Genomic DNA, 17,373 nt, shown 5'->3' with positions numbered 1-17,373 from the left:
ATTGTGTGAGCCCGTCCGACGGGAGCCACCCTCGCCGGACGTCCCGTTAGTCGATCTCTCGCCCTGCGATGGGCCGACTTGTCTGGGCGGCGCAACCCTGCCCTGAGGTCCAGTCGGGCAAGATGCGAAGCGTGACGGGGACCATCCACACTGTCCTAGACCGACTTCGCAGCGAAGCGCTGGACGAGCGGGACAAGGGCAGCAAGTTCGAGCGACTGATCAGGGCCTACCTGACCTCCGACCCGGAGTGGAAGTCGCGGTTCTCCGACGTCTGGCTGTGGTCGGACTGGCCCGAGCGCGCTGGCCGGCCTGACACCGGCATCGACCTGGTTGCGGCGAACGCCGACGACGGCGGGCTCACCGCCATCCAATGCAAGTTCTACGCACCGGGTCGCACGGTCGCCAAGGCCGACATCGACTCGTTCGTCTCCGCCTCCGCCTCCGCCCAGTTCACCAGGCGGATCGTGTTCGACACGGCAGCGGGCTGGTCGACCAACGCCGAGGAGACGCTGGCCGGGGGAGTGGCCCAGCGCGTCGACATCGGCTACCTCGCCGACGCCGCCATCGACTGGGACCAGTTCTCCTGGACGACTCCGGAGATCGTCGTCCCGACGGGCAAGAAGGCGCTGCGCCCGCACCAACAAAAGGCGCTGGACGACGTCCGCGCCGGGCTCGCCGAGCACGACCGGGGCCAGCTGGTGATGGCCTGCGGCACCGGGAAGACCTTCACCAGCCTGCGAATCGCGGAGGAGCTGGTCGGCGCCGGCGGCACGGTGCTGTTCCTGGTACCGAGCATCCAGCTGCTGAGCCAGAGCCTGCGGGAGTGGATGGCCAACGCCGAGGTGGACATCGCGCCGTACGCGGTCTGCTCGGACGTCCGGGTCGGACGGCGCACGCCGTCCGACGACGCCGACCAACTCCCGATCGACCTGACCGAGCCGGCCTCGACCGACCCGCAGACGCTGCTGAGCCGGTTCGAGGCAAACACGAACGCCGACGGCCAAATGCGGGTGGTGTTCTCCACCTACCAGTCGATCGACGTGGTCACCCGCGCCCAGGAGCTCGGCCTGCCCTGGTTCGATCTGGTCATCTGCGACGAGGCGCACCGGACGACCGGCGTCACCCTCGCCGAGGGAGACGAGTCCGCGTTCGTGCGGGTGCACGACGCCGACGCCCTGAAGGCGGCCAAGCGGCTGTACATGACCGCGACGCCCAAAGTGTTCGGCGAGGAGGTCCGTCGCAAGGCCCAGAGCGCCGATGCGGTGCTGGCCGACATGGGCGACCAGGACACGTTCGGTCCGAAGCTGCACCGGCTCGGCTTCGGGCAGGCGGTCGAGGCCGACCTGCTGACCGACTACAAGGTGCTGGTGCTGGCCGTCGACGAGAAGTACGTGGCGGAGAACTTCCAGCAGGCCATGGCGAACTCCGGCGAGATCCAGCTCGACCAAGCCGCGAAGCTGATCGGCTGCTGGAACGGCCTGGCGAAAAACTTCGGCCCGTCGGCGACCGATGGCCAGCCGTCGGTCGTCGGCAGGGCGCCGATGCGGACGGCGGTGGCCTTCGCGCAGCACATCAAGGCGTCCAAGACGGCGGCCGCGGCGTTCCCGGATCTGGCCGACCGAGCGCAGATCGACGCCCCGGAGGACCGCCCCCGGCTGCGGGTTCAGGCGGCGCACGTGGACGGCACGATGGGCGTGCACGAACGCAACACCCATCTCGCCTGGCTCAAGGAGCCCGCCCCCGACGGCGTGTGCCGCGTGCTCACCAATGCCCGCTGCCTGTCCGAGGGGGTGGACGTGCCCTCGCTGGACGCCGTCCTGTTCCTCACCCCCCGCGGCTCGCAGGTCGACGTGGTGCAGTCCGTCGGCCGGGTGATGCGCAAGGCGCCGGGCAAGGAGCTGGGCTACATCGTGCTGCCGGTGGTGGTGCCCAGCGGCGTCGCGCCGGAGGAGGCGCTGCGGGACAACGAGCGGTACAAGGTGGTCTGGCAGGTGCTGCAGGCGCTGCGCAGCCACGATGACCGCTTCCACGCGATGGTCAACCAGATCGAGTTGAACAAGCGCAAGCCGGACACCATCGAGATCGTCTCCATCACCGGTCCGACGGACGGCGACGGCGTGGCCGTGCCCGACCCGGATCAGCCGGGGCAGAAGTCCACCGAGCAGTTGCTCATGGAGTTCCCGGCCGACGAATTCCGGGACGCGATGTACGCGCGGATCGTGGCCAAGGTCGGCGAGCGCCGATATTGGGAATCCTGGGCGAAGGACGTCGCCGACATCGCCGCCGCGCACGTCACCCGCATCAAGGGCCTGCTCGCGACGCCGGGGCCGGCGGCCACCGAGTTCGAGCACTTCGTCGCCGGGCTGCGCGGCAACCTGAATGACTCGATCACCGACGACGCCGCGATCGACATGCTGGCCCAGCACCTCATCACCCGGCCGGTGTTCGAGGCGCTGTTCGCGCACTCCAGTTTCCTGGCCGGCAATCCGGTGGCCCGGACGATGGAGAACATGCTGGTGGTGCTCGATGCGCACGCGGTGGGTGCGGAGAACGAGACCCTGGAGGGCTTCTACGACACCGTGCGCAAGCGGGTCGCCGGGGTGGACAACGCCGCGGGCAAGCAGCGGGTGCTCGTGGAGCTGTACGACAAGTTCTTCGCCACCGCGTTCCCGAAGACGGTGTCGAAGCTCGGCATCGTCTACACGCCGGTGGAGATCGTCGACTTCATCCTGCGCTCGGCCGACGAGGTGCTGCGCGCGGAGTTCGGGCAGGGGCTGACCGACGAGGGCGTGCACGTGCTCGACCCGTTCACTGGCACCGGCACCTTCCTGGTGCGGCTGCTGCAGAGCGGGCTGATCGAGCCGCATGACCTGGCCCGCAAGTACGCGAACGAACTGCACGCCAACGAGATCCTGCTGCTGGCCTACTACATCGCCGCGGCGAACATCGAGACGACGTTCGAGGAGCTGGAGGGGACGCCGCAGCCGTTCCCCGGGCTGGTGCTCACCGACAGCTTCCAGTCGTGGGAGGACGGCGACCAGCAGGACATCAGCGTCATGCCGGAGAACAACGAGCGGTTGGAGCGGCAGAAGAAGTTGCCTATCCAGGTGATCGTTGGCAACCCGCCGTACTCGGCAGGCCAGGACTCGGCGAACGACGACAACGCAAACGAGAAGTACCCCACGCTGGACGCCGCCATCCGGGACACCTACGCCGCCCGCTCGACAGCGACGAACAAGAACTCGCTGTACGACTCCTACATCCGGGCGATCAAGTGGGCCACGCTGCGCATCCAGGATCGCGGCATCGTCGCCTTCGTGACGAACGGTGGATTTCTGGACTCGAACACCGCCGACGGCATGCGCAAGACGCTGGCCGAGGAGTTCTCGGCCATCCACGTGTTCAACCTCCGCGGCAACCAGCGCACGGCAGGCGAGCAGTCTCGCCGTGAGGGCGGCAAGGTCTTTGGCGCCGGCAGTCGAGCCACTGTCGCCATCACCGTGCTGGTCAAGAAACGTGGCCAGGCCGGATCGGCCACTGTGCATTACACCGACGTCGGCGACTATCTCACTCGCGAGCAGAAGTTGGCCCATGTCGCCGAGGCGGAAACTCTTGGTGGCTTGGCACCCGTGGTTATCGCGCCGAACGATCATGGCGATTGGCTCGGCCAACGCGCCGACGATTTTGTCAGCTTCCTGCCCATCGAGTCTGTCTTTGCAGTCCAGTCAGGCGGTTTGAAGACCAATCGCGATACATGGTGCTATTCCTTCGGCCGGGAATCAGTGGCTGAGAACATGACCAGGCTGGTCGCCACGTACGAGACGGACCGTGCCCGAGGCGCCACCGCAGCGACCGCAACGACGGACGGCAGTTTGATCAGCTGGAACCGGGGTCTCCTGGCGGATCTGGATCGGGGGCGTCCTCGTGAATTCAAGGGTGAGCGCGTCCAGTTAGCCGTCTATCGACCATTCACGAAGGCGAACGTCTACTTCGACCGCGCGCTGAATGACATGGTCTACAGGCTTCCCACGCTGTTTCCCGGCTCAACGCACGTGAATCGAGGGCTTGTCGTTGTTGCCCCGCGCATTGAAGCAGCGCCAGGGGTGGTCATGGTCGACCAATTGCCGGACCTGAGCTTCTACAGCTACACGGGGCAGTTCTTTGCGCGGTGGCACTACGAGAAGGTCGACGACGCGGGGATGTTCGACGTCCACGAGGGCGACGTCGTCGATGGCTACCGGCAGATCGACAACATCACCGATGAGGCGCTGGCCGCATTCACCGCCGCGTACCAGGGCGAGGCGATCAGCAAGAACGACATCTTCGACTACGTCTACGGGCTGCTGCACTCGTCGGAGTACCGGGAGACCTACGCGGCGGACCTGAAGAAGATGCTGCCTCGGATCCCGTTCGCGGCCGACTTCCGGGCGTTCGCCGATGCTGGCAGGCAGCTGGCCGAGGTGCACCTGGGCTACGAGACCGTGAAGCCGTACCCGCTGGAAGGGCTTGACGTGAGTGGCCCGGGCGGCGAGGCCAACTACGGGTTCTTCGCCGTCGGCAACAAGAAGATGAGCTTCGGCAAGCCCACTGCGGAGCAGAAGACCGAAGGTCTGCGGAGCGACAAGTCGGTCATCCACTACAACGACCGGATCACCCTGCGGGGCATCCCGGAAGAGGCGTACCGGTACACGCTGGGCAGCCGCTCGGCGATCGAGTGGATCATCGACCGCTACTGGGTGAAGACGGACAAGGCGTCGGGCATCGTCAACGACCCCAACGACTGGTCCCGCGAAGTCGGCGATCCGCGCTACATCGTCGACCTGCTGGCGCGCATCGTCACAGTGTCCTTGGAGACGATCAAGGTGGTCGACTCCCTGCCCCCGCTTGATACCCGCCACGACGGGTGAACGACACGGGACGGCCAGGCCGCGATCACGGTGCGCCGGCCGCCCCGATCGGGGCACAGGCCAGCCACGAGATGACACCTGGCCGTCCGTACCCGGCGTCGCTCGTGGGCTGGCGGCCCGTGCCCTGCAGCTGCACGACGCAGAGGTCATCCACGGCCGGGGCGCGCCTTATCCGCGCCTTAAGCACCGGTCAAACCCGGTGGTCAGTGGTCAACAGGGGCGGCACCGGTAAGGCACGGAAGGAGCAGCGCTGCCCGGCTGAGCTGCACAAACGGGCATCGGAGCTGGTCAGGACGTGGAGCGGGTGACCGGGATCGAACCGGCATGGCCAGCTTGGAAGGCTGGGGCTCTACCATTGAGCTACACCCGCGAGATGTCGCCCGCCCAGGGTAGCGGTAGCGCTCAGGCCTAGACTCGGCCCTCGCCACGGGGTGTGGCGCAGCTTGGTAGCGCACCTGCTTTGGGAGCAGGGGGCCGCAGGTTCAAATCCTGTCACCCCGACACGACGTCCGCGCAGTCTCTGGGAGACTGACGGGCATCCCGGCCTGACCAGTGGTCTCGCCGTACCCATCGCTGTCTGCACCGAGGAGCGCTGCACTGTGAAGAGCACCATCGAGAACCTGGGCCCGACCCGGGTCCGGCTCGCCATCGAGGTGCCGTGGGGCGACCTGGACCACGCCTTCGGCGAGGTCTACAAGGAGCTCGGCCGGCAGGTCCGCGTCCCCGGTTTCCGACCCGGCAAGGTCCCCAACCGCATCCTCGACCAGCGCATCGGCCGGGCCGCCGTCCTGGAGCAGGTCGTCCAGCACGCCGTCCCCGAGGTCTACTCCGAGGCGATCCGCGAGAACCAGGTCCGGGTGCTGACCCAGCCCGACGTCGAGGTCACCCGCCTGGACGACGGCGACACCCTCGCCTTCACCGCCACGGTGGACGTCGCTCCGACCCTCGAGCTCCCCGAGCTCGACTCGCTGGCGGTGACCGTCGACGACGTCGAGGTCACCGACGAGGAGGTCGAGACCCAGGTCTCCACCATGCGCGAGCGCTTCGCGATGCTCACCGGCGTCGAGCGGGCCGCGCAGGACGGCGACTACGTCTCCATCGACCTGGAGGCCAAGCTCGACGGCGAGGTCCTCGAGGACGGCACCACCAGCGGCATGTCCTACGAGGTCGGCACCGGCACCCTGATGGACGGCCTGGACGAGGCCGTGCGCGGCCTGTCGGTCGACGAGTCGGCCACCTTCACCTCTGCGCTGCTGTCCGGCGACGCCGCCGGCTCCGACGCCGAGGTCACCGTCACCGTCCGCTCGGTCAAGGCCAAGGAGCTCCCCGAGCTCGACGACGACTTCGCCTCCACCGCCAGCGAGTTCGACACCCTCGCCGAGCTCCAGGACGACGTCCGTACCCGCCTGGGTCGCGTCAAGGTGATGCAGCAGGGCAGCCAGGCCCGCGACAAGCTGGTCGAGCACCTGCTCGAGGTCATCGAGGTCCCCGTGCCCGAGACGCTGGTCGAGCGCGAGCTCGAGTGGCGCACCCGGGCCATGGAGGGCGAGCTGCAGCAGGCCGGCATGGACTGGGACGCCTACTTCACCGCCGCCGGCATCGAGGGTCGCGAGGCCTACGACGCCGACATGAAGGCCAACGTGGAGAACGCCGTCCGCACGCAGTTCGTGCTCGACGCGATCGCCGACGCCCGCGAGGTCACCGTCGACAACGACGACCTGTCCGCGCAGATCATGGCCCAGGCCCAGCGCAACCGGGTGAGCCCGGAGCAGTACGCGCAGCAGCTGCAGCAGGGCAACAACATCTCCGACTTCGTCGCCGACGTCCGCCGCACCAAGGCCCTGGCCCAGCTGCTGGAGTCCACGACCATCACCGACGCCTCCGGCAACGAGGTCGACCTCGAGGGCCTGCGGCCCAAGACGGTGAAGGCCGACGACGCCGAGGCCGAGGACGGCGACGCGGCACCGAAGAAGAAGGCCGCCGCCAAGAAGGCCCCGGCGAAGAAGGCGGCGGCGAAGCCGGCCGACGCCGACGCGCCGGCCGACGACGCGGAGCCCGCCCCGAAGAAGAAGGCCGCCGCCAAGAAGGCCCCGGCCAAGAAGGCCGCTGCCGCGAAGGCCGACGACGCCGCCGAGGGCAGCGCCGACGACGAGGCAGCCGCCGAGTCCTGATCGACCCCGCACCGCCGACGCCCGCCCACCGCACCCGCGGTGCGGCGGGCGTCGTCGTCCCGGGGGGGGTCCGCGGTGGCGCGCTGTGCGCCCTCGGCGAACACCGGCCGTCGAGGGAGTGAGGTGTCGGACGTGCGCGTTAGGGTCGACGTGACACCGAGAAGGGCCCGCCCCGACCAGGGCACGGCCCGCCCCCGGCGGCCCACCTGCACCACCGCACCACAGCCCAGAGACCGCCTGCTCGACAGTCCTACGGAGGTCACCGCACTCGTGAGCACCCCATACCCGACCGCGCCGGTGATGCGCGGCGCCGGGAACATGATGAACCTCGGCGACTCGGTCTACGAGCGCCTCCTGCGCGAGCGCATCATCTTCCTGGGCAGCCAGGTCGACGACCAGATCGCCAACCAGCTCGCCGCCCAGATGCTGCTGCTGTCCGCCGAGGACCCCAAGCGCGACATCCACCTCTACATCAACTCGCCCGGCGGCTCGGTCACCGCGGGCATGGCGATCTACGACACGATGCAGTTCATCGACTGCGACGTCGCCACCTACGGGATGGGCCTGGCCGCCTCGATGGGCCAGTTCCTGCTGACCGCCGGCACCGCGGGCAAGCGCTACGCCCTGCCGCACGCGCGGATCATGATGCACCAGCCCTCCGCCGGCGTCGGCGGCACGGCCTCGGACATCGCGATCCAGGCCGACCTGTTCCGCCGGACCAAGAAGGAGCTCAACGAGCTCCAGGCCCAGCACACCGGCCAGACCGTGGAGCAGATCGCGATCGACTCCGACCGCGACCGCTGGTTCACCGCGGCCGAGGCGCTGGAGTACGGCTTCGTCGACCACGTGGTCACCAAGGCCTCCGCGACCACCGAGACCGACAACCCGGTCACCGAGAACTGACGGTCGGAGGACCTGACATGAGCTTCCAGATGCCGGACAGCCGGTACATCCTGCCCTCCTTCACCGAGCGCACCAGCTACGGGATGAAGGAGTCCAACCCCTACAACAAGCTCTTCGAGGAGCGCATCATCTTCCTCGGGGTGCAGGTCGACGACGCCAGCGCCAACGACGTCATGGCCCAGCTGCTCACGCTGGAGTCCACCGACCCCGACCGCGACATCACGATGTACATCAACTCGCCCGGTGGCTCGTTCACCGCGCTGATGGCCATCTACGACACGATGATGTTCGTCCGGCCCGACATCCAGACCGTCTGCATGGGCCAGGCGGCGTCGGCCGCCGCCGTCCTGCTGGCGGCCGGCACGAAGGGCAAGCGGCTCTCGCTGCCCTACTCCCGGGTGCTCATCCACCAGCCCTCGGGCGAGGCGGGCGGCCAGGTCACCGACCTGGAGATCCACGCGGCCGAGATCGAGCGCGTGCGCACCCAGATGGAGCAGATCCTGGCCCGGCACACCGGCCGGTCCCAGGAGCAGGTCCGCAAGGACATCGACCGCGACAAGATCCTCACGGCCCAGGAGGCCAAGGAGTACGGGATCGTCGACGAGGTCGTGCAGAGCCGCAAGCTCAACGCCCTCATGGCCTGACCGCTCCACCGCACGACCCCGTCCCGGCACTGCCGGGGCGGGCGCAGGACCCCCGGCGCGTGGGCTCCGGGACCCCGTCTGGGGCCCCGGAGCCGCACGGTCGCAGGGAGCCCGAGGGGGCACCCGGGGCTCGTGTGAGTCGGGGGAGGACGACAGCCGCCACCCGGGTGCGTCACTGCCCGGGAACGTCGGTGGTGGCCGGTACGGTCGGCGAACGCCTGATCCCCGGTACCCGCCGGGTCGTGCACGAGGCCCGCCGCCGGCGGGGTGATCAGGACAGATGATCGAGGGACCTGCTCTTCCCAGCAGGCCCGCTGTGACACGGAGGTCAGCCAGGTGGCACGTATCGGTGAGAGCGGCGACCTGCTCAAGTGCTCGTTCTGCGGGAAGAGCCAGAAGCAGGTCAAGAAGCTCATCGCTGGCCCCGGGGTCTACATCTGCGACGAGTGCATCGAGCTCTGCAACGAGATCATCGAGGAAGAGCTCAGCGAGTCCTCGGACCTCAAGTTCGACGAGCTGCCGAAGCCGAAGGAGATCCACGACTTCCTCGAGCAGTACGTGATCGGCCAGGACAAGGCCAAGCGCACGCTCGCCGTCGCGGTCTACAACCACTACAAGCGGATCCAGGCCGGCGGCGAGCGCGGCTCGCGCGACGACAACGTCGAGCTGGCCAAGTCCAACATCCTGCTGATGGGCCCCACCGGGTGCGGCAAGACCCACCTCGCGCAGACCCTCGCCCGGATGCTGAACGTGCCCTTCGCCATCGCCGACGCCACCGCGCTCACCGAGGCCGGCTACGTCGGCGAGGACGTCGAGAACATCCTGCTCAAGCTGATCCAGGCCGCCGACTACGACGTCAAGCGCGCCGAGACCGGGATCATCTACATCGACGAGGTCGACAAGATCGCCCGCAAGAGCGAGAACCCGTCGATCACCCGGGACGTGTCCGGCGAGGGCGTGCAGCAGGCGCTGCTGAAGATCATCGAGGGCACCACCGCCTCGGTGCCGCCGCAGGGCGGGCGCAAGCACCCGCACCAGGAGTTCATCCAGATCGACACCACCAACGTGCTCTTCATCGTGGGTGGCGCGTTCGCCGGGCTCGAAGAGGTCATCGAGGCCCGCATCGGCAAGCAGGGCATGGGCTTCGGGGCGCCGGTCCGCGGCAAGGCCGAGATCGAGGAGGCCAACGCGATCGCCCAGGTGCTGCCCGAGGACCTGCTGAAGTTCGGGATGATCCCGGAGTTCATCGGTCGTCTGCCGGTCATCACCACGGTGCAGAAGCTCGACCGCACGGCGCTGATCAACATCCTCACCGAGCCGAAGAACGCCCTGGTGCGCCAGTACCGCCGGCTCTTCGAGCTCGACGGCGTGGAGCTCGAGTTCACCGACGACGCCCTCGAGGCGATCGCCGACCAGGCGCTGCTGCGCGGCACCGGCGCCCGTGGGCTCCGGGCGATCCTGGAGGAGGTGCTCCAGTCGGTCATGTACGACATCCCCAGCCGGGAGGACGTCGCGACCGTGGTGATCACCCAGGACGTCGTGCTCGAGCACGTCGCCCCGACGATCGTCCCGCGCAAGCCCACCCGCGAGCGCCGCGAGAAGTCCGCCTGACCCGCAGCTAACACCCGAGAGGCCCGGAACCCAGGTGGGTTCCGGGCCTCTTGCGAGCTGTGGTCCTGCTGGGCTGGGTCAGACCCACGCCGTCCAGGCATCCTGTGCCCCTGCGGGCCGGGAGGATCCCTGAACGGCGTGGGTCTGGGGTCCGTGCGCCTACTCGGTCGGGGCGAGGACGACGTCGACGGTGAGCGGGCCCTGGCCGGGCTCGACGGTCAGCGTCGTGATGATCCCGGCGGCGACCAGGTCGCGGCGCACGGCCTCGACCAGGGCGACCTCGGTGGCCGGGGCGTGCACCACCGCGGACTCGACGGGCGCCCGCATCGACACCTTGGCCTCGCTCTTGGCCTTGCGGATCGCGGCCAGCGCCTCGGCCGCGACACCCACCAGGGCCGGGTCGCCGCCGGTCGGCAGCTCCTCGACGGTCGGCCAGGCGGCGCGGTGCACCGACCCGGTCTGCCACCAGGACCAGACCTCCTCGGTGGCGAAGGGCAGCACCGGCGCCAGCAGGCGGTTGAGCACCGACAGCGCGGTCGCCAGGCCGGCCTTGGCCGACGTCGCACCCTCGACCGGGCCGCCGTCCTCGCCGTAGGCGCGGGTCTTCACCAGCTCGACGTGGTCGTCGCAGAACTGCCAGAAGAAGGTCTCGGTGACCTCCAGCGCCCGGGTGTAGTTGTAGGCCTCCATCGCCGCGGTGGCCTCGGTGACCACCCCGCGCAGCCGGGCCAGCAGGGCGGCGTCGACCGGCTCGGAGACCTCGGCGCCCACCAGGTCGGCGGTGGCGCCCAGGCTGCCGAGCACGAACTTGCCCACGTTGAGCAGCTTGATGGCCAGCCGGCGGCCGACCTTCATCTGCACCTCGTCGAAGGGGGAGTCCGCGCCGGGGCGGGCGCCGGCGGCCCGCCAGCGCACGGCGTCGGTGCCGTACTTCTCCAGCACGTCGATCGGCGTCGTGGCGTTGCCCTTGGACTTGCTCATCTTCTTGCGGTCGGGGTCGACCACGAAGCCGGAGATGGCGGCGTGCGTCCACGGCACCTGGCCCTGCTCGTAGTGCGCGCGCACCACGGTGGAGAACAGCCAGGTCCGGATGATGTCGTGCGCCTGCGGGCGCAGGTCCATCGGGAAGACGTGCGCGAACAGCTCCGGGTCGGTGTCCCAGCCCGAGGCCACCTGCGGCGACAGCGACGACGTCGCCCAGGTGTCCATCACGTCGGGGTCGGCCATGAAGCCGCCCGGGACGCCGCGCTGGTCCTCGGTGTACCCGGCGGGCAGGTCGGAGGACGGGTCGACCGGCAGGGACTCCTCGGGGGCCAGCAGGGGCTGCTCGTAGACCGGCTCGCCGGCCTCGTCGAGGGGATACCAGACCGGGAACGGGACGCCGAAGAAGCGCTGCCGGCTGACCAGCCAGTCGCCGTTGAGCCCCTCGACCCAGTTCTCGTAGCGGTGCCGCATGTGCTCGGGGATCCACTGGATCTCCTTGCCGCGGGCCACCAGCGCGGTGCGCAGGTCGGCGTCCCGTCCGCCGTTGCGGATGTACCACTGGCGGGTGGTGACGATCTCCAGCGGGCGCTCGCCCTTCTCGAAGAACTTCACCTGGTGCGTGATGGGCCGCGGGTCGCCCTCGAGGTCGCCGGACTCCCGCAGCAGCTCCACGATCCGCTGCTGAGCGCTGAACACGGTCTTGCCGGCCAGCTCGGCGTACACCTCGGCGGGGACGCCGTCGGGGGCGTCGGGCAGCAGCCGGCCGTCCCAGCCGATGACCGCCCGGGTCGGCAGCTGCAGCTCCCGCCACCAGATGACGTCGGTCAGGTCGCCGAAGGTGCAGATCATGGCGATGCCCGAGCCCTTGTCCTTCTCGGCCAGGCGGTGGGCGACCACCGGCACCTCCACGCCGAACAGCGGCGTGCGCACGGTCTGCCCGAACAGCGGCTGGTAGCGCTCGTCGTCGGGGTGGGCGACCAGCGCCACGCAGGCCGGCAGCAGCTCGGGGCGGGTCGTCTCGATGTGCACCGGTCCGGCCGGGCCGGCGAAGGCCACCCGGTGGTAGGCGCCGGGCCGCTCGCGGTCCTCCAGCTCGGCCTGGGCGACGGCGGTGCGGAAGGTGACGTCCCAGAGGGTCGGCGCCTCCTGCGCGTAGGCCTCGCCGCGGGCCAGGTTGTGCAGGAAGGCGCGCTGCGCGGTGGCCCGGGAGGTCTCGGAGATCGTGCGGTAGACGTTGGACCAGTCGACCGACAGGCCGACCTGGCGCCAGAGCTTCTCGAACTCCGCCTCGTCGACGGCGGTCAGCCGCTCGCACAGCTCGACGAAGTTGCGCCGGCTGATCGGCAGCTGGTCCTTGCCCGGCTTCTCCGGCGGGGTGAACGAGGCGTCGTAGGGCAGCGAGGGGTCGCAGCGCACGCCGTAGTAGTTCTGCACCCGGCGCTCGGTCGGCAGGCCGTTGTCGTCCCAGCCCATCGGGTAGAACACGTGCTTGCCGGTCATCCGGTGGTAGCGGGCCACGATGTCGGTGTGCGTGTAGCTGAACACGTGCCCGACGTGCAGCGAGCCGCTGGCGGTGGGCGGCGGAGTGTCGATGGCGTAGGTCTGCGAGCGCGGCGCGGCCAGCGCGGCGGCCCGGTCGAAGCCGTAGACGTCGTCCTGCGCCCAGGCGGCTACCCACTTGGCCTCCAGGCCGTCGAGGGTGGGCTTGTCGGGCACGGTGCCCGGGGCGGTGACGTCTGTGGACATGCGCCCATCCTAGGAAGCGCCGCGACTGGCATCCTGGGCGGAGTGAGCACCCCCTCGGACGTCGCCCGGGTCGAGGCCGCCCTGCTGGCCCGTTGGCCCGAGAGCCGGCTCGAGCCCAGCCTGACCCGCATCTCCGCGCTGGTCGACCTGCTGGGCTCCCCGCACCGCGCCTTCCCCGTCGTCCAGGTGACGGGCACCAACGGCAAGACCTCGACCGCGCGGATGATCGACGAGCTGCTGCGCGGCTTCGGGCTGCGGGTCGGCCGGTTCACCAGCCCGCACCTGGAGTCGATGAGCGAGCGGATCGTCGTCGACGGCCGGCCGATCCGCCCCGACCGGTTCGTCGAGGTCTACGACGACATCGCGCCCTACGTGCAGATGGTCGACGGCTCCTCCGACGTCCCGATGTCCTTCTTCGAGGTCATGGTGGCGATGGCCTACGCAGCCTTCGCCGAGACCCCGGTCGACGTCGCCGTCGTCGAGGTCGGCATGGGCGGCACCTGGGACGCGACGAACGTGGCCGACGCCCGGGTCGCGGTGGTCACCCCGGTCTCGATGGACCACGCCGAGTACCTCGGGCCCGACGTCGCGACCATCGCGACCGAGAAGGCCGGGATCATCAAGGCCGCACCGCCGACCGAGGACGGCGTCCCGGGTCCCGACGTGGTCGCCGTCCTCGCCCACCAGCCCGCCGGTGCGCTGGAGGCCCTCGTCCGCCGCGCGGTCGAGGTCGACGCCACCGTGGCCCGGGAGGGCACCGAGTTCGGCCTGCTGGAGCGCACGGTCGCCGTCGGGGGCCAGCAGATCCGCATCCAGGGCCTGGGCGGGGAGTACCCCGAGGTCTACCTGCCGCTGTTCGGCGCGCACCAGGCGCAGAACGCCGCCGTGGCGCTGGCCGCGGTCGAGGCGTTCCTCGGGGCCGGGTCGGCCAGCGGGCCGGTGGACCCCGAGGTGGTCCGCGCCGCGTTCGCCGCCGTCCGCTCGCCGGGCCGGCTGGAGCGGGTGCGCACCTCGCCGTCGGTGCTGGTCGACGCCGCGCACAACCCCGCCGGGATGGCCGCCACCGTCGCGGCGGTGCGGGAGTCCTTCGACTTCACCCGGCTGGTGGGCGTCGTGGGGTGCGTCGCCGGCAAGGACGTCACCGGGATGCTCGCCGAGCTCGAGCCGCTGTGCGCCGAGCTGGTCGTGACCCAGAACAGCTCGGCGCGGGCGATGCCGGCCGACGAGCTGGGTGCGCTGGCCGTCGACGTCTTCGGCGCCGACCGGGTCAGCGTGCACCCGCGGCTGGTCGACGCGCTGGAGTCGGCGATCGAGCTGGCCGAGGCCGGCACCGACCACGCCCTGGGCGGGTCCGGGGTGCTGGTGACCGGCAGCGTGATCACCGCCGGGGAGGCCCGCACCCTGATGGGCGGCAAGCGGAAGTGAGCCAGCCCAGGGCGGCCGACCCGGCGCGGGCGGCCAAGGCGCTGTCCGGGGCGGCCGCGGCGACGTTGCTGCTGGAGGGCATCGCGGTGCTCTTCGTGCCGCGGGGCATCGTGCAGTCCGACGGGCTCGGGTGGGTCCGGCTGACCGTGCTGCTGGTGCTCGCCGTCCTGCTGATCCTGTCCAGCGGCATCCAGCGCCGGCCGCGCGGGCTGCTGATCGGCACCGTGCTGCAGGTCCCGCTGCTGCTGACCGGCTTCTACTCCAACGCCATGTGGTTCGTCGGCGGCGTCTTCCTGCTGGTCTGGCTGTACCTGCTGCAGATCCGCAAGGAGCTGGTGGGCACGCCGTTCGGGCCGGTGCCCGACCCGCCGCCCGTGGACTGAGCTCAGCGCTCCAGGTAGGCCAGCACCGCCAGCACCCGGCGGTTGTCCCGGGTGTCGGGCTGCAGGCCCAGCTTGCCGAACACGGTGCTGACCACGGGCTCGACGGTCTTCACGCTCAGGTGCAGCTCCGCGGCGATGGCCGTGTTGGACAACCCGCGCGCCATCAGCGCCAGGACGTCGCGCTCCCGCGGCGTCAGCTCCGGCACCGGGCGGGTGGCCGGTCGGTGCCGGACCGCAGCGGCCAGGCCCAGGTGCTCGACGACCAGGGTGGCCTGCGCCGCCAGGTCGTCCAGCAGCCGCTGCTGGGCCAGCGACAGCGGGTCGTCGCCCGGCTCGACGGCGAGCACCCCGACCCGGACACCACCGCTGACCAGGTCGCGGGTCTCGCCGATGGCGTGCACCGCGGCCGGGGTGGTGGGAGCGAGGTCGGCGTCCGGGTCGGGCCAGACGCCGACCGCGAGCAGGGTGTCGGCCCCGGACCACAGCACGACCCGGGCGGCGTCCAGCGCGGTCCCCGTGGCCTTGGTCAGCTCACCGGCCAGGTCGCCGCCGGGCCTCCGGGCCCGGGAGAGCCAGCTGAGCGCGGCACGTGCCCCGGCGTGCTGGCCGTGCACGACGGCCAGCCCGGCGGCGACCGGCACCAGCGCGGCGGCCAGCACGCCGGCCCGCGGTGAGCCCCAGCCGACCAGCCCCACCAGGAGCGCGACGCCCGCCGGCAGCACCGCGAGCAGCAGCCAGCCGAGCTGGCGGCGGGTGCCCGGGGACGCCGTGCGCCAGCGGGCGGCGACCGCGACCACCCACAGCACCTGGGAGACGACGTAGCTCGGGTGGGCCAGGGCCGACCAGACCGCCTGGACCACCGGCGGCGCCGCGTCCGCGACGGGGTGCGCCGTGAGGACGTCCACCGAGGAGTACTCCACCGGCCACAGCGCGGACAGCACGGCGCACCCCCCGGCGACGGCCACGACGAGTCCGGCCACCGGTCGCCACCGCGGGGAGGGCAGCCGGCCGTCGGGGAAGCACAGCACCGCCAGGGTGGTCAGGGCCAGCACGACCGCGACCGGCCAGACGCCCAGCCAGCCCCACCAGGCGCTGCCCGGACCGCCCGGGGCGTGCCCGACCTGCCGGCCCAGGAAGAGCACCGCCTCGGCGACCCCGGTGGCCAGGAACAGCCGGCCCTGGCGGTGGCCGGGCCGCTGGTGCAGCACGTACCCGCCGACCGCCGTGCAGGCCAGGGCCAGCACCCCGTTGTGCAGGTTGTCCAACCACAGCCCGCGGGCCAGGCCCACGGTCACCAGGACGACGACGAGGGCCAGCGCCGCCGCGGGCACGACACCGCGCGCCGGGGTCCACCGCGGCCGGGTGCGCACCGGGTGAGCCTGGCACGGGAGGGCCCGCTGCGGTCCAGGGTTTCCCCTGGACCTGCGGCGCAGGGTCGCCCCCGTGGTGCCCCGGTCCGGCGCCGGGCGACGGTCGCCGGGTCCGGCCCCGCCCGGGGCCCGCACCGAGGAGTGCCCGTGACCACCACCGCACCGTCCGCCCACGCCGTCGTCCCGGCCTCGCCGACCGACCGGCTGCTCACCGCGTCCCTGCTCGCCGGACCGCTGCTGTCGCTGGCCGCCGACGCCACCTACGCCGTCCGCGGCTGGTCCGACCCGGCCGGCGGGGTGCTGCACGTGCTCGGCGCGATCGCCTACGGGTGGGTCGCGCTGCGCGTGGCGGGCTGGCTGCCGGCCCGCTCCCGGCTGGCCGCCGCGCTGGTGCTCGCCGGCCTGGTCGGCATGGCCGGGAACGTGGCCTACGGCTTCGAGGCGATCCACGGGTCGCTGGGCGACACCCCGCTGGTGGACCAGCCGGGCGCGGCCGGGCTGATCAAGCCGCTGGGCCTGGTCTTCCCGCTGTGCCTGGCGCTGGTCGCCGCGGCGCTGCTGCGCCTGGACCGGCGCTGGCAGGGCGGGCTGGTCCTGCTGGCCGCGGTCGCCTGGCCGGTGGCCCACATCGCCGACCTCGCCGTCCCCGCGGTCGCGATCAACGTCGTGCTGGTCGTCGCCGCCGGCAGCCTGGTGTGGACGCCGCCGGCGCGGGGCTGAGCTCAGGCCGCCCCGCGGGTGGTCAGCCGGCGGCGGAGGTCCAGCGGCTCGACGTCCTGGTCGCGCAGCACGGCGGCCACCACGGCGTCCCGGACGGCGAGCACGCCCAGCAGCACCGACGCGTCGTCCAGCCGGCGGCTGCCCACCGCCACCTCGGCGCGCAACGCCTCGTGCAGCACGCGCTTGGCCGCTCCGGAGAACCGCAGGCGGCCGGTGCGGGACCGGGTGTCCAGCGCGCCGGACCCGAAGCTCTGCTCGGCGCGCTCGCGGACCAGGTCCAGGTCGACCCCGAGCCCGGCGAGCAGGGTGGCCTCGGCCGCGGCGGCCGACGCGGCGGCGCGGTCGGCGTCCAGCCCGGCGGCGCGCAGGGCGCCGGCACCCGGGCCGGTGCCGGCGGCGGCGGACAGCAGCAGGTGGACGGGCTCGATCCGGTCGGCACCGGCCGCGCGGGCGACGTCCTGGGCCCGGACGACGACCGCGCGGGCCTCGTCGGTGAAGCATTCGAACAC

The 17,373-nt window shown here is 71.2% G+C and carries 11 protein-coding genes and 2 tRNA genes; 9 read left to right on the top strand and 4 right to left on the bottom strand.

The annotated features are described in order from the left end of the window. Positions 1 to 131 precede the first annotated feature (131 nt). The gene (locus LFA75_RS03405; protein WP_225232353.1) at positions 132 to 4,907 is read left to right on the top strand and encodes a DEAD/DEAH box helicase; all 4,776 of its coding nucleotides are present in this window, start codon (positions 132 to 134) and stop codon (positions 4,905 to 4,907) included. 296 nt (positions 4,908 to 5,203) lie between these two features. Here LFA75_RS03405 and LFA75_RS03400 read toward each other — a convergent pair. Next, positions 5,204 to 5,277, bottom strand: a tRNA-Gly gene (locus tag LFA75_RS03400). Positions 5,278 to 5,334: 57 nt separating this feature from the next. Between LFA75_RS03400 and LFA75_RS03395 the strand changes: the two genes are divergently transcribed. From LFA75_RS03395 to clpX, 5 genes are all read left to right on the top strand, one after another. Continuing rightward, positions 5,335 to 5,408, top strand: a tRNA-Pro gene (locus tag LFA75_RS03395). A 98-nt stretch (positions 5,409 to 5,506) separates the two neighbouring features. Then, a complete protein-coding gene (gene tig, locus LFA75_RS03390; RefSeq protein WP_225232352.1) occupies positions 5,507 to 7,078 on the top strand; it encodes a trigger factor in 1,572 nt (523 codons plus the stop codon). A gap of 270 nt (positions 7,079 to 7,348) precedes the next feature. Continuing rightward, positions 7,349 to 7,981, top strand: coding sequence for an ATP-dependent Clp protease proteolytic subunit (locus tag LFA75_RS03385; RefSeq protein WP_455428449.1), 633 nt, complete (start codon positions 7,349 to 7,351; stop codon positions 7,979 to 7,981). Between the two features lie 17 nt (positions 7,982 to 7,998). Continuing rightward, the gene (locus LFA75_RS03380) at positions 7,999 to 8,625 is read left to right on the top strand and encodes an ATP-dependent Clp protease proteolytic subunit (protein WP_225232351.1); all 627 of its coding nucleotides are present in this window, start codon (positions 7,999 to 8,001) and stop codon (positions 8,623 to 8,625) included. Between the two features lie 336 nt (positions 8,626 to 8,961). Next, positions 8,962 to 10,236 carry an ATP-dependent Clp protease ATP-binding subunit ClpX gene (gene clpX / locus LFA75_RS03375; RefSeq protein WP_225232350.1) on the top strand — a complete coding sequence of 425 codons (1,275 nt, stop codon included), beginning with the start codon at positions 8,962 to 8,964 and terminating at the stop codon, positions 10,234 to 10,236. 159 nt (positions 10,237 to 10,395) lie between these two features. Here the strand turns inward: clpX and valS are convergent, their stop codons facing one another. Continuing rightward, the gene (gene valS / locus LFA75_RS03370; protein WP_225232349.1) at positions 10,396 to 12,966 is read right to left on the bottom strand and encodes a valine--tRNA ligase; all 2,571 of its coding nucleotides are present in this window, start codon (positions 12,964 to 12,966) and stop codon (positions 10,396 to 10,398) included. A gap of 42 nt (positions 12,967 to 13,008) precedes the next feature. Between valS and LFA75_RS03365 the strand changes: the two genes are divergently transcribed. Both LFA75_RS03365 and LFA75_RS03360 read left to right on the top strand, forming a co-directional pair. Continuing rightward, entirely contained in the window at positions 13,009 to 14,391 is a 1,383-nt protein-coding gene (locus LFA75_RS03365) for a bifunctional folylpolyglutamate synthase/dihydrofolate synthase (protein ID WP_225232348.1), read from the top strand. After that, positions 14,388 to 14,774 carry a DUF4233 domain-containing protein gene (locus LFA75_RS03360; RefSeq protein ID WP_225232347.1) on the top strand — a complete coding sequence of 129 codons (387 nt, stop codon included), beginning with the start codon at positions 14,388 to 14,390 and terminating at the stop codon, positions 14,772 to 14,774. Before LFA75_RS03365 ends, LFA75_RS03360 begins: the two co-directional genes overlap by 4 nt. 2 nt (positions 14,775 to 14,776) lie before the next feature. On the opposite strand, the gene LFA75_RS24050 is transcribed toward LFA75_RS03360, so the two are convergent. Beyond that, on the bottom strand, positions 14,777 to 16,144 hold the full coding sequence (locus tag LFA75_RS24050) for a helix-turn-helix transcriptional regulator (RefSeq protein ID WP_263639347.1): 1,368 nt from the start codon (positions 16,142 to 16,144) through the stop codon (positions 14,777 to 14,779). Between the two features lie 147 nt (positions 16,145 to 16,291). Here LFA75_RS24050 and LFA75_RS03350 point away from each other — a divergent pair, with 147 nt between their 5' ends. After that, positions 16,292 to 16,864: a hypothetical protein gene (locus LFA75_RS03350; protein ID WP_225232346.1), complete on the top strand. Its 573-nt coding sequence runs from the start codon at positions 16,292 to 16,294 to the stop codon at positions 16,862 to 16,864. A gap of 2 nt (positions 16,865 to 16,866) precedes the next feature. Here LFA75_RS03350 and LFA75_RS03345 read toward each other — a convergent pair whose 3' ends face one another. Then, the gene (locus LFA75_RS03345; protein ID WP_225232345.1) at positions 16,867 to 17,373 is read right to left on the bottom strand and encodes a Clp protease N-terminal domain-containing protein; all 507 of its coding nucleotides are present in this window, start codon (positions 17,371 to 17,373) and stop codon (positions 16,867 to 16,869) included.

Source organism: Klenkia terrae (genome assembly GCF_900491935.1).
Taxonomy (GTDB): Bacteria; Actinomycetota; Actinomycetes; order Mycobacteriales; family Geodermatophilaceae; genus Klenkia; species Klenkia terrae.
The sequence above is the reverse complement of the archived record's forward strand: the minus strand, read 5'-3'. Positions and strand labels throughout refer to the sequence as shown.

Coding starts and splice junctions, on each gene's coding strand:
- LFA75_RS03380 (WP_225232351.1), top strand. CDS start 7,999: ATGAGCTTCCAGATGCCGGACAGCCGGTACATCCTGCCCTCCTTCACC.
- valS (WP_225232349.1), bottom strand. CDS start 12,966: ATGTCCACAGACGTCACCGCCCCGGGCACCGTGCCCGACAAGCCCACC.